The organism is Bacillus sp. FG16, from assembly GCF_057809515.1.
Genome location: NZ_JBMDKC010000128.1, coordinates 1 through 13,302, shown reverse-complemented (window position 1 = coordinate 13,302; position 13,302 = coordinate 1). Strand labels below are relative to the sequence as shown.

At 33.8% G+C, this 13,302-nt stretch carries 8 protein-coding genes and 5 pseudogenes; 4 read left to right on the top strand and 9 right to left on the bottom strand.

The features are described from left to right. Positions 1 to 49 precede the first annotated feature (49 nt). The 6 genes and pseudogenes from ACODS7_RS28470 to ACODS7_RS28445 form a co-directional block, all read right to left on the bottom strand. Positions 50 to 214, bottom strand: a pseudogene (locus ACODS7_RS28470) (MFS transporter); the annotation flags it as partial. A gap of 19 nt (positions 215 to 233) precedes the next feature. Continuing rightward, complete coding sequence (locus ACODS7_RS28465; protein ID WP_001225641.1) at positions 234 to 1,268, bottom strand: ABC transporter substrate-binding protein; 1,035 nt, start codon at positions 1,266 to 1,268, stop codon at positions 234 to 236. After that, positions 1,265 to 2,047 carry a DUF3919 family protein gene (locus ACODS7_RS28460; RefSeq protein ID WP_043935852.1) on the bottom strand — a complete coding sequence of 261 codons (783 nt, stop codon included), beginning with the start codon at positions 2,045 to 2,047 and terminating at the stop codon, positions 1,265 to 1,267. The genes ACODS7_RS28465 and ACODS7_RS28460 overlap by 4 nt, the downstream gene beginning before the upstream one ends. Positions 2,048 to 2,113: 66 nt before the next feature. Then, positions 2,114 to 3,544 carry a HAMP domain-containing sensor histidine kinase gene (locus ACODS7_RS28455; protein WP_043315574.1) on the bottom strand — a complete coding sequence of 477 codons (1,431 nt, stop codon included), beginning with the start codon at positions 3,542 to 3,544 and terminating at the stop codon, positions 2,114 to 2,116. An 11-nt stretch (positions 3,545 to 3,555) separates the two neighbouring features. Then, positions 3,556 to 4,227: a response regulator transcription factor gene (locus ACODS7_RS28450; RefSeq protein WP_000699553.1), complete on the bottom strand. Its 672-nt coding sequence runs from the start codon at positions 4,225 to 4,227 to the stop codon at positions 3,556 to 3,558. Between the two features lie 113 nt (positions 4,228 to 4,340). After that, positions 4,341 to 4,610 (bottom strand): annotated as a pseudogene (locus ACODS7_RS28445) (SGNH/GDSL hydrolase family protein); the annotation flags it as partial. Positions 4,611 to 4,763: 153 nt separating this feature from the next. Between ACODS7_RS28445 and ACODS7_RS28440 the strand changes: the two are divergent. From ACODS7_RS28440 to ACODS7_RS28430, 3 genes and pseudogenes are all read left to right on the top strand, one after another. After that, positions 4,764 to 5,801 (top strand): acyltransferase family protein, encoded by a 1,038-nt coding sequence (locus ACODS7_RS28440; RefSeq protein WP_243168975.1) that lies wholly within the window; start codon positions 4,764 to 4,766, stop codon positions 5,799 to 5,801. 558 nt (positions 5,802 to 6,359) lie between these two features. Then, positions 6,360 to 7,341, top strand: a pseudogene (locus ACODS7_RS28435) (glycosyltransferase family 2 protein). Positions 7,342 to 7,373: 32 nt separating this feature from the next. Continuing rightward, positions 7,374 to 8,807: an oligosaccharide flippase family protein gene (locus ACODS7_RS28430; RefSeq protein ID WP_243168976.1), complete on the top strand. Its 1,434-nt coding sequence runs from the start codon at positions 7,374 to 7,376 to the stop codon at positions 8,805 to 8,807. A 322-nt stretch (positions 8,808 to 9,129) separates the two neighbouring features. Here ACODS7_RS28430 and ACODS7_RS28425 read toward each other — a convergent pair whose 3' ends face one another. Continuing rightward, entirely contained in the window at positions 9,130 to 10,959 is a 1,830-nt protein-coding gene (locus tag ACODS7_RS28425; protein WP_243168977.1) for a hypothetical protein, read from the bottom strand. A 710-nt stretch (positions 10,960 to 11,669) separates the two neighbouring features. Between ACODS7_RS28425 and ACODS7_RS28420 the strand changes: the two are divergent. After that, positions 11,670 to 11,774 (top strand): annotated as a pseudogene (locus tag ACODS7_RS28420) (IS3 family transposase); the annotation flags it as partial. Positions 11,775 to 12,063: 289 nt separating this feature from the next. Here the strand turns inward: ACODS7_RS28420 and galE are convergent. Together galE and ACODS7_RS28410 are read right to left on the bottom strand one after the other, a co-directional pair. Continuing rightward, complete coding sequence (gene galE / locus ACODS7_RS28415) at positions 12,064 to 13,056, bottom strand: UDP-glucose 4-epimerase GalE (protein ID WP_243168978.1); 993 nt, start codon at positions 13,054 to 13,056, stop codon at positions 12,064 to 12,066. Positions 13,057 to 13,177: 121 nt separating this feature from the next. Then, positions 13,178 to 13,302 (bottom strand): annotated as a pseudogene (locus tag ACODS7_RS28410) (UDP-glucose 4-epimerase); the annotation flags it as partial.

Here is a 13,302-nt window from a genome sequence, read left to right as displayed (position 1 = left end):
AGCAGTATAGACACTTTTATCGATGTTAAAACATTAAACGGAACTTATATAAATACGTACTTGATAACGTAAAGTTACTACGAACTAAATAATAAGCAGCATATCCAACTGAAATCCCGATTAACACACGAATACGTAGTAATCGATATACACGGTCGATCATATCCGCTGGCAATCTTTCAATTGCAGGTGCTGGCTTGAGCCATTTAAACATATATTTTCGTCTCCTTTTCTCACTTCAGAGAGAGACGCTGTCTATTCCATATCTCGATTATTCCGCTATTTGATATATTTTGGTTCGTCCTTCTAACCGGCTGTCCTTCTATTTCTTTCTCATTCTTCGCAAACATCGTTGGTACGCCAAACGATACCTTTTCTAAAATATGCCCCGCTTCTTCTGATAAACAATAATCAATAAATAAATCCGCAATAATACCACTCGGTGCACGTTTTAGTTTAGAAATCGCATTAACAGATAACCCTGTTTGCTCAGGTTCGTTACTTAAAATCGGAAAGCCTTGTTTTTGAAGCATTCTCTGATCTCCCATAAAGTTGATGCCTATCATATATTCACCACTCGCAACAAGTTCTGCTGGGATGTAACCATTCACTGTTACTTCTCCAACTTGTTCTGCCAGATTCTTCACATATTCCTTCGCTTCCTCTTCACCTAACGTATCAATAAGTGATTGAAAAAACGTATATGCTGTACCTGAAACATTTGGATCGGGCATGACAATCTTTCCTTTATATACTGGATTCAATAAATCTTTCCATCTTAACGGATACGAGAGACCGAGCGGCGCTATTTCCTCGTTCCACCGCTCTTTATTAATCGCAATTGCCAGCTTCTCCACTTCATAACCGTACCAATAACCATCTTTATCTTTAACAGTTTTTGAAATACGATTTGCATGTTGACTTATCACAGGAATAGAAAGATTTTTTTGCTTCATCATTTGATGCGCATCTACTGTACCGCCAATAATAATATCCGCCTTCGGATTTCCAGCTTCTTCTTCCACTCTACGAAGAAGTTCTTCTGTTGAAAGACGAATAAATTCATACGTACATCCGCGCGGCTTACAAAATGATGAAAGTAACGCTTCACCAACTTCCTCACGAGCCGCTACATACGCAACAATATGACGATCATCCAAAATAGGGAGACCATTTTTACTATATTTAATAGAGGTTGTATCTCGAGAGCAACTAGACATCGCTCCTCCAATTACTAGCAAAAAGAAGAAAAAGGCTATCTTTCTCATGACGCATTCTCCTTTACGAATAACTCTGCTAGAGAGCCTTTCATATACATGACATTACCGTTATTATCACCGAGATATTGCACAACAAAGTACGATGGATACACAGAAATCGTAAGAATATCTTCACGATCATTCTTTACACGCTTACCTGTTTTATAAGCTGTAATATAAGCAATCGGTTCATTCTGCGATTGTAATAACTTCTGAATTTCTCCGTAATCTGTAATTTGCTTTGCGTATCGAATAGAATCAAGTATATGCGTAAGATTGATAGTACGTACCACATCGCCTTGACGTACTACGACATCCTTTGCTGAAGCAAAGAAATCACTAATACGCTCTGGTGTGTAATACAGGCTTAATAAATACGTTTGAAGTGCTGAAATCATCGGATCCATGCCATTCTTTCCGTATACATTTTCCCCATACTGGAACAAGTCACCTACTGCAAAAGTACGCTTATGTCCATTCAAGTACGTTACTTCTCCAGTAAATACTTGTTCTTTGCTCTTAACGTCACCTGGCTCTATTCGAATTCGGTCAAAGAATGAAACAATCGTATGCAAACGAACTTCATCCGTTACAACAATTTCTCCCCACTTTTCATGTCTTACTTTCACTTCAATTGGAAGAGATTCATTCACCCTTTGTAAAACGGCTTGTTTATCATTTACAATGTTGATTCGATTATATATTTGCTTCTCCATAACATAAAACAAAACAAGAGAAACAATCATACAAATGACAAACATAAGAATTTGAAATGATAGCCTTTTCATTTCTGCCTACCTCCAAGATAAAAAAACGTTGTTTCGAAAATACCGCATAATTGTTTCATAAATGTATCATTTAACCGCTTTCAAGTTTTTTATGTCTTCCATCCTTCTCGGAAGCAAAAATGTAATGAATATTGTAGTACCTATTTCTTCACTACTCTCAATCCGCATGCTTCCGCCCTGCTTATTCATAATCTCCTGACAAATATACAAACCATAACCATTCCCGTAACTAGACGGAAGTGCCTTTCCTTTCGGAGACTCATTCCACTCTGCAAGCACCACTTCATCTATACCGATCCCATCATCATGAACAAAAACCTTCGCCTCATACTCATTCACAATTACATTCATACGAATGTGCGAAGCATCACTATACTTAATTGCATTATCAAGTACATTTAAGAAAATTTGCTTCGTCTTATCAAAATCCGCAACAACATGTACATCCGTTAACTCATTTATCACTTCAATTTCAAATTGATTTAGGCGAGGCTTCACAATTGAAACTGCTTCTTCTGCCAATTCCTTTATATTCACAACTGTAGGAGACACTTCAAACGTACTCTTCCCATATTTCGAAGACTTAAGCAGTTCCTCTACAAGTGATAATAAACGCTCACTTTCCACAGATACATAACGAAGACTTTCCTGTACATCTTCTTTCGACTGTAACTTCGGAATTAAATCAACATAACCGATAATTGCCGTTAGCGGTGTTTTTAGCTCATGCGTAATGCGGTCTAGGAAATCTTTCTGCTTCTCTTTCTCCTCCTGCAATTGCTTAATATGCAGTTCAATTCCATCAGCCATCGCGTTAAAAGATGCGGAAAGCTGAGCAATTTCCACGTACTCATTTAACTCAATCTTACTCTTATAATCACCATTCGCGAGCCTCTGTGCCATTTGTCTCAACTGATCAATTGGTTTATGAAGAGACTTCGCCAAACGAATCGCAAAGAAAATACCGGTAGCCACCAAACAAAGAGACGCCATTAAGAATGTCCAGCTCACATTTGTTAAAACTTCCTTCTCACCCGTTAACTCATTTATAAAACGAATACTTCCAATGACATCGTTTCCATAATACACCGGGCTTGAAAACAAAAGAATGGGAGCGGGATCCGCCTCCTCAAAAACATAAGACTTCTTTCCCTTCAAGGAACTCTCAATGTCGATGTTACGGTGAAGCAATGCTCCTTTTTGTGTATCTGCAACAACATCGCCATTCTTCCCAATCATCTGTACACGGACATCCATACGCTTCGCTAAATACGACGCAATTAAAAGTGAATTAGGACCAAGCGTATCCACTTCTGCTTCCTTCTCTAAATAATTCATCGTATAAATTTGTGCTTCTACACTTAACTTTTCTAAAGAATCTGCTGCGTTATGATACATATTCTTTTCTAACGTAATATAAACAACTGCATATAAAAGAACAAAAATCGGAATTAACAGCCCAACTATTCCAAACACCATATTTCGCTTTAAAGACATTCCATCACCACTTAACAATCCAGTTTATAGCCAACGCCATAAATTGTCTTAATATATTCTCCGCTCGTCCCAAGCTTCTTTCGAAGTCTCTGCACCATAATATCAACTGCTCTCGTATTTCCGATATACTCAAATCCCCATACTTTCTCAAGCAACTCATCCCTCATAAACACACGCTGCGGATTTGAAACAAACAACTGACATAAATTAAACTCTCGGTACGTTAACTGAATCTCTTGTCCACTCACATGTACCTTTCTTTCCTTAGGACAAATCACTATCTCTCCAGCCTCAATTACTTCATGACTTACAGCCGCCTCCGTCTTCTTTACACGCCGCGCCATATTCTTAACCCGAAGAATAAGCTCCGCATAATTAAACGGCTTCGTCACATAATCATCAGCACCAAGCTGCAATCCAAGCAACTTATCATTCATCTGACTCTTTGCCGTTAACATAAGCACCGGAATATCCCTATCCCTCTCACGAAACAAACGAAGCAACTCATACCCATCCGTATCCGGAAGCATAACATCCAAAATCAATACATCCGGTCCTTCATTCCATCGCTCTAAAGCTTCTCTCCCATCAGCCGCTGCTAATACTTCATAACCTTCCATCTCCAACTGCATCCGAATCAAATTACGAATACTCGATTCATCATCAACCACAAGTATTTTCATCATTCTCCTCCTTCCACCATGTATTATAGTACAGTTTAGTATAGCAAAAATCGTACAAAAAAAGAGAGGGTATTGTCGAACATATTTTGTCGACGATACCCTCTTCCCTTTTATTATTTAGCTACAAAATAATCCGTTACATATTGTGCCCAAACTTCATGACCTTTAGCAGTTGGGAAACCAAACTCTTCTTTTAAATATGGTAGGATAGCCTTTGTCGATGCATCTGGCCATGCTCCCCAATGATCAATATATGTATAATTATTTTGCGTCGCAAATTGTTTTAACGCTTCAATCGCTTTCGGATAATTTTTCGCACCATAAACTGGATTTGATGGTTGAATCATAACTGTAGCACCCTTTGCACTAGTAGAAAGTGATTGTTATTAACATTAACAATCAATTTTCTCATTAACCTTAAATTTCGCATGAATTCCATATATATAATAATATTTTTATAAAAATATTATTGCTTCAAAATAATTAATTAGATAAAATACAATTTGGTTAAACTCATACAGCAAGGAGAATCATTATTGAAAAACAACACAGTCAATACTGCAAGAATACAAGCCATTGATATCGTAAGGGGTATTACTATTTCATTAGTAGTTATGGGACATACCGAAGTTCCTTCACAGATTAATAATTTTTTCTCAGCTTTTCGTATGCCTCTATTTTTTATGGTGTCTGGCTACTTATTAAATATCACAAAGCATACCAATAATTTTAACAATTTTATAAACAGCCGAATTTGGAGGCTTCTCATTCCTTATTTTTCAGCTTGTATAGTCTTCTATGTCATTTGGTTATTACGTCAAAACCTATGGACTGATAATGATATTTATTGGTACGAACCTATATTAGGGATTTTTTACGGGAATGGTGAGCAACTATATGTAAATACTCCCCTCTGGTTTTTAGTTTGTCTATTTTGTTCAGAAGTAATCTTTTTATCTATTATGAAATACATTCAAAACTATTCTAGTGTGCTCCAAATAATTTGTTTTCTCTCCATAGGAATCATTGGATTTATTATTAGCCACCATATCCATTTACCGTGGGGATTAGACATAGCACTAATTGTACAACTTTTCTTATTCATCGGAAACAAACTTAAATCCCACGATATATTCAAACAATTAAAGTTTCGCTCCCAATTTTTAATCCCAATTCTTATTTTATTTGTCATTATCAATCCTATAAATGGTTTTGTAGATATTAATAATAGGATATATGGAAATCTTATACTATTTTACATGAATGGAATCTGTGGCAGCATACTCACATTGTACTTTTCTCAATTAATAGAAAAAAGCAAGATTTTTTGCCAGCTATTTATTTTTCTTGGTAAAAATTCAATTAATATATTAATATTCCATACTGCTGTTTTTTGGTTACTAATTTTCATTAATAAACTACTACCATATCCATTTCTCTCTCATTGGATTCTATACACCGTAATAGGTATATCTATAAGCCTATTAATATCTAATTTCATAAGAAAACATCCTATGATTCGGATGTTTTTCAACGGTGTTAAACTTCAAAAAAATTATAAACCAATATGTTAAAGAGCTACACACTCTAAGTGAATGAACTTCTTTATATTAAAAGGATCCAAGCCAGCACAGCAAAATAAGAAACGCCTTTATCAAAATTAAAATAATTTGATAAAGGCGTTTCTTATTGTTTTTTTATCCACTCAAAAATATAAATCTAATATACGGTCTCACACAAAAGAAGAGGTATATGAGATAACAACAGGCTCTTATTCACATAAACAAAAATGTCGGGAATAGCAAATAATATAGAATATACGCAGACTCCTTAAAACTATATCTATTTTAAGTTGTTATGCCTCAAAATAAAGATACTAATTTCCCACTATCACTTCATATCTATTATTTCACTAATAACGCATCCTGTAGTTGATTTATAAAGTTTATATAATGTACACTTATAAAAGTGTTCCATAAGTTCTCCTACTTTAAAATGTATATGACTTATAAATTATTATATTATTGTTAGGAAGACTATACTATATTCAATAATACAGAAAACAAATAATTACTATATAAACTTCCATAGCTTTACAATATAATTTTTCACGACTAAAGAGAGGTATTTCCATGTTAAATAAAAATCAACTCGTATCAGTTATTGTTCCTCTATATAACGCAGAAAGATACATTGAACAAACGATTCAGTCTATCTTAAACCAGACCTATACAAATATTGAAATTATAATTATTGACGATGACAGTACAGACAATTCCGCTTCTATTGTGAAGGAAATCACAAATGTTCATCCTAATAAAATCCATTATATCCACCAGCAAAATCAAGGCGTTTCTGTTGCACGTAATACCGGAATTGAAAATGCAACTGGTGAATATATCGCTTTTTTAGATAGCGATGATTTATGGCAGCCAACTAAACTAGAAAAACAGATTCAAAGCATGCACACCAATAAAATGAATGCATGTTACTGCGGTCATTCTTATTTTTATGAATTAACCCAAAGCAAAACTGCCATTGCCACTAAGTTTATAAAAGGTGATATAGCATCTGCATATTTAGGGCACCAAGTTATCGCTCAAACAAGCACATGGATTTTTAAAAAGTCTCTTCTTATAGATAATAATATACGATTCACACCTGGTTGCAGTTGGGGGGGAGGATTTAGAATTTTTATTTAAACTTACTAGTATTACCAATGTCTGCTATGTTGATGAGTATTTGACAGACTACCGTATTTTAAACGAAGGGAATCTCTCATCTAAGTATAGTGATTACAAGTTGAAAACTACTATAGAATTAGAAGTATATCAAAGGATAAAAATGTGGATTAAAGAAAACAATTCTAATTTAATTACACCTAATCCTAATCAGCTTAATCGTATTTTAGACACTTATCTTATTCCATTTACAATAATACATAGTGCCTATACTTATATGCTAGCTCCAAATCCTGCACAGGAGACAATAAATCAAATAAATACCGATTTAAAAAAATATTGTCATAGAATCTATTTACTAAATAAAATGAATAGTATCAAGCTTCTTGTGAAATTATGTATCTTACGCTTTAAATTATTTTCGTCTAAATAACTTGTTTTATTTAAAGATAGAAAGGTGTTCCAATGACAAATAATAAAATTCTTAAAAATGCTTCTTATTTATTTATAGGCAATATCACAGTTCGGTTCACTTTAGCAATTGCAACTATTCTTTTTGCTAGGTATGTTTCTCCATCTGATTATGGTATATTCACTATTGCTCTTGCTATTTCAGCTGTGGTTTGCTATTTCACTGATGCAGGCTTAACCCATACCTTTATGCGCGAAGGAACTAAACCAAACGCAAACATTAGTATACTCATAAGTAGTTACTTACGAATCCGCTTAACTTTAGCTGTTGTTTTATCATTGCTATTTATCATTTTTGCACACTTTTTCTATGACGATACTTACCTACGAACTATTATCTATTTAGTCGTTCTTCCAACAATGTTTGGAGCAACCTTCCAAGGTATTGGAACAGTCTATTTTCAAGTAACAGAGCGTATGCAGTTTACTGCTATTATTTCTGTCGTCCAAGGAACTACAGCCGCTATTTCTCTTTTATTAGGGATGACACTTAAATGGTCACTTACAATGACGGCCGCCATGTATGGAACATCAAGTCTAATTGCGGGTCTTATATCTTTTATTATGGTTACTCGTTACACGACCATTCATAAAGGATGGGATAAGCAAATTACTAACCAATTACTTGTATTTACAATAAATGGGATTATTATCATGTTACTCCCTTCCTTAGGACCTATCATACTAGAAAAAGTAACTACCTACGATAATATTGCCTTTTTTGGGGCAGCAGCAAAAATACCATCCGTTTTGTACCAAATACCGGGTGTAATTGCAACAGCTTTCTATCCTCGATTATTCGCATTTGGAAATGAAAATAATACTGTGGAACATAGGAAATTATCGTATTTCGAATTAAAATTGATGTCCTTTCTAGGTATTGGAATATCAATTCCTTTTATCGCTGACCCTAGCTTTTGGATTATCAATTTACTAGGAGAAAAATATGAACCTGCAGGAGAAGCACTGGCAATTTTAGCATTTATGGTTATAATTCAGTCTATAAATTACCCATTGGCTGACAACCTAACTACGATAGGAAAGCAATGGAAGAGAACTATAACAATGTCATTAGGATTATGTATCGCGATAGCTAGTTATATTCTATTAGGAAGCTATTTAGGTATGATGGGGGCAGCAATGGCAGCAATTATAACAGAGATTTCATTACTATTAGGTTTTTCTTTCTTTATTCATAAGGGATTTAATCTATTGTTTAATGGCGTTATATTTAATTTTATATCATTTATAATTAGCTATATTTTGTACCGCTTCCTATTTATTAATATGCCTGCATTAATAGCTTTAACTGTCACTTGTCTTGTATATGCATTGATTGTTGTAATTATCGATTTAGAAATTCGAAATTTCTTTACAGGTTTCTTTAAAAAATACATATCCCCAAAAAAATCTACTATTAAAGCATAATAATAAAGAAAAATTCAATCTAAAAGATGTTATGAATTCTTCAATATGAGCTATACTCCGAATCATGGACAAAAACATGATTCGTTTTTTTATAACTATAAGAAGGGAAAATAGCCTCGTACTATTTTGAAGAATGTGGATTTGGTATCAATGTAATCGGTCTACAACGTGTGGTAACACCAGGAAATGGATGGGTACTTCCTATCAAGAAGGTGAATCTTGTTGAATAAAGAAATCGACTTCTTGATACCGTCTACTTTTTTAAAATACTCTTTACAACAGGTACAGATTATTTGTCCCTCTTTTGTTCTACAAATATTATTTAACGTCCATTTCCTAGAACCTGACCATCCCAATCAATGACTATTTTTCTTACTTTCCCTGATCCATCTACCGTTTGCACCCCTCCAACTTTATATAGTTTCACACTTCCATCACCAATTCCTAAACTTGTTCTATTTCCTCTCAATTGCCATAATTGATTTCCTGCCGAATATAGTTGGATAAACCCATAAAAAGTTTCATCTATCACCAAAAGATAACCAACATTTTCATTAACAGTTCCGTCCGCTCCGAAATTGAAAGAAGGTTCTTTGCTAGTGTTTAATTTAATCCATGTTACATTCACATTAGCGTCATAATCTACTTCAATTACAGTTCCCGCTCTTAATGACGCGACTTCTTCAATTGCATCTGAGTTAAAACTTAGAAAGGTTTTGTCACCAATATTCCTACTTTCGATGGTCGGTCTAACATCATTTAAAAGCAACCCATTGTACGGAATGTCAATTTTCACATTTTTAATGTTATTTAATTTCTCAAAAAGAACATAATCAAACATTGTATGAAAATTATTGTTATCAATTGTTACACCTGAAATCCAACCATCCAAAGATATACCACATGAATAGTGTAAATTATCATATGGTTTCCACATATTTGATACAATTTTTATTCCATACACTGGTTCAAATGCATTTATTTTCAAAAGTCCATATGTTTCTTCTGAATAATTATTACTAAAGTCTAATGCCCCATTTGTAAAACCACCAGCATTATACAGATTAAGTACACAACCAAAAACAACTTCATTAATATTACTAGGAGATTGCCTGTTAGGATCTGAAGGTTCTCCATTATATTCGAAACTTGTTCTTTGAATAATTATCCCTCTACCTGCTATATCCCCGTAAATCCCATGACTTTCATTTCTAATAATAAATGAATCTTGAATATTAAGCAGATTAGTTTCCCCAGTATAATTTATAGGATTTCTACCTATCAATATACCGTTTTTACCATTTTGAGCAATTATTGTTTTTTGAATTGAAGCTGATATCACCCCATGAAGGCATTTAATACCACAATCTTTAAAACCTACAATTATACAGTTATATAAATCAATTTCTTGTTCCGCTTTATTTGCTGATGTAGATTCTATACCACTTCCGACACTGGATCGTAAATTACCAAATATCCCTACATTTTTAGCCGTTAGGCCACTACTAAATATGGAGATATTTGCATCTGTAGTAATAATACTACCTTTACAACGATTTCTATATTCCATGTACTTGTCTTCATTACTCCAAGGTCTCGTATATTCCCAATCCAAGAGCGGTATAAACGGTTTTCCTACTCCAACTAATTTTATTCCTTTGGTATTAATTGATTGGAGTACATAATATGTTTTATTAGGTAGTCTGATTTCAGTTAATTCATTTTGAATACAATATTCAATAGCCCTTTTAAACCTAGGACTATCATCTTGCTCTCCTTCCAGCCTAGGAAATTCCTCAATATTAATCCCGGTTGAATGGCTAATTACTTGTATTCTTTTTTTCCCTTTAAATAATTGAGCTTCTAATGCATCTACCCTTTTTCCTGCAGTAACATACGATTGACCAGTGTTTCCACTCGTTCTAAAATCCACCATTTCACTAATAGATGGATTTTCATTCGTCATATTAGAAATTTGATTGTCGTATTTCTTCTCTAAAATAGACTGCTTTCCTTCTATCTCACTCGATAAAAGCGTTGCCTTCTCAGTCTCTTTATTAATTGCTTCTAAACCGTCAACTAATGAGGATCCAACATCTTGTCCATAGATAGCAGTTTTAATAGTCTTTATCATTTCATATATTTTCGCCATATTATTCGCCTCCTGTTCCTCCCTCCAACTAGACTACACGATTATTTAGTAATAGTAAATCTGATTATCGCTCCCTTAATAATTTTACTATTCAGTCCTTTTTTGCAATCGTATCTATTTTTTCATCTATATTAGTAATACTGCCATTAATCAGTTTAATATCCTGATTAATTTTCACTAAATTTTCCAGTCACCTTCAATGATTTTTAAAGTTTTTTCTAAACCCGATATTAACTTAAATATAATTGGCTTTAAAAGACACATGTAAGGAAAACTTAGGAAGAAAGTCAAAAAGGAATTTACATTAGAAAAGAATTACGCATGTTTAGAAGCCGGATGAAACTTATACGAGGCTGCAAATAAATTGTTAAAACAGATCAAACTTTCGGAAGGACAGATGTGGACAGAAATAACTTTACAATCTAATCAAAAGTACCTATTAATTCGTTCTATTATTAAAAATATATTGAAATATTTGTGTAAAACCGTAAGTGTTGGACGTTCTGGATACTATAATTACTTTTCCGCTACTTCCCAAATTCAGCTAGAGAAAAGAATACATCAAGATTAAATGTTGAAAGAATTTATATTAAAGATATTTCGATTTAGAGATTAAAAAAGAATTGTCCAATCAAGATTACATCCTTTTCGAGCACTTTAAAGATGAAGTGCTCATAAAAACTTATCCATCTTTCACTTAATTAAAATAAGAAATTAAAAACTATATGAAATTCTATAATCATTATAGATATCAGTGAAACTTAAAGAAAATGTCTTCTGTTAAATACAAAAATCGCCTTCTTGATACCGCCTAACTTCTTTTAATGTCTTTTACAAAGGTTACAAATTATCTTCCTAATATATTTTTTGAAAATCATTAAGTCTATAAAAAGAATTACGAAATAATTAAATCACTTGCATTCAATATAAAGTTTTATATGATGCAGCATAACTCTATCTGCTATCAGTAGATATAAAAAAGATGGCTTCAAATAGATATCGAAACCACCCTTTAAGTATCTGACCATTTGGAACCTTTTATTATACAGATAATTAGAATAAGAAAATTTAAATAATTACTTTAAATTCTTTATACTATTACACTCAACTCTCATAGCCATTTGGCTTCCTTTGATGCCAATTCCAAGCATGCTCAATAATTGTCTTCACATTTACATACTTAGGATCCCATCCTAATTTCTCTTTCGCTTTCTCAGAAGAAGCAACTAAACGTGCTGGATCCCCCGCACGGCGCGGTGCTACCTCAGCAGGAATTTCATGGTTTGTAACTTCGCGAACTGCATCAACGATTTCTTTTACACTGAAACCATTACCATTTCCTAAGTTATAGAAATCACTTTCTCCACCATTTTGTAGATCCTTAAGCCCTAAGAAATGAGCTACCACTAAATCTTCAACATGAATATAGTCACGGATACAAGTACCATCTGGTGTATTATAATCATCACCAAACATCATAATCTTTTCACGTTGACCTAACGCCACTTGTAACACAAGAGGAATTAAATGAGTCTCTGGACGGTGGTCTTCCCCAATAATACCGTTTGGAGTTGCACCAGCCACGTTAAAGTATCTAAAGATCTTATAACGTAAATTTGAAGCTTGGCTATACCAATGAAGCATCTTCTCGATTGCTAACTTCGTCTCTCCATACGTATTTGTTGGATTCGTCACCGTTTCCTCGGTAATAAGTTCTACATCTACCTCACCATACGTTGCAGCAGTAGAAGAAAAAATGAACTTACCTACTTTAAACTCATCCATTACCTCTAATAGGCAAAGTGCACCATACACATTGTTATTATAATATTGCAAAGGCTTCTCCATACTAACCCCAACTAAAGAATCAGCTGCAAAATGCATAACCGCTTCAATATTTTCTTGTTTAAAAACACCTCTTAAAAATGCTTTATCACGAAGGTCACCATTATAAAACTTTGCCCCCTCTGTAATTGCATCTTCATGACCAGTTTGTAAGTTATCTACTACTACTACAGATAAACCTTCGTCTATTAATTTTTTCACAGCGTGAGAACCAATATAACCAGCTCCGCCACAGATTAAAATTGAATTCATTATATACCTACTTTCCTCATAATTACATTTTCAAGCTTACGACTAGTTAATTTATACTACATTATAAGTATAGACACATACTTCAAACACCTACGGTAGGCACACTGAAATAATAAAGCTGTTATTTAATATAGCCATCTTTATTATTTGATTGCCATCTCCAAGAATCTGCACACATTTCTTCTAATCCGCGTGTTGCCTCCCAGCCTAATTCACGCTTTGCTTTCGATGCATCAGCAAAACATA

What these genes read in the sequence shown, in the direction of transcription:
- ACODS7_RS28425 (WP_243168977.1), bottom strand. Translation starts at nt 10,959, where the DNA reads ATGGCGAAAATATATGAAATGATAAAGACTATTAAAACTGCTATCTAT.
- ACODS7_RS28455 (WP_043315574.1), bottom strand. Translation starts at nt 3,544, where the DNA reads ATGTCTTTAAAGCGAAATATGGTGTTTGGAATAGTTGGGCTGTTAATT.
- ACODS7_RS28430 (WP_243168976.1), top strand. Translation starts at nt 7,374, where the DNA reads ATGACAAATAATAAAATTCTTAAAAATGCTTCTTATTTATTTATAGGC.
- ACODS7_RS28460 (WP_043935852.1), bottom strand. Translation starts at nt 2,047, where the DNA reads ATGAAAAGGCTATCATTTCAAATTCTTATGTTTGTCATTTGTATGATT.
- ACODS7_RS28450 (WP_000699553.1), bottom strand. Translation starts at nt 4,227, where the DNA reads ATGAAAATACTTGTGGTTGATGATGAATCGAGTATTCGTAATTTGATT.
- ACODS7_RS28465 (WP_001225641.1), bottom strand. Translation starts at nt 1,268, where the DNA reads ATGAGAAAGATAGCCTTTTTCTTCTTTTTGCTAGTAATTGGAGGAGCG.
- galE (WP_243168978.1), bottom strand. Translation starts at nt 13,056, where the DNA reads ATGAATTCAATTTTAATCTGTGGCGGAGCTGGTTATATTGGTTCTCAC.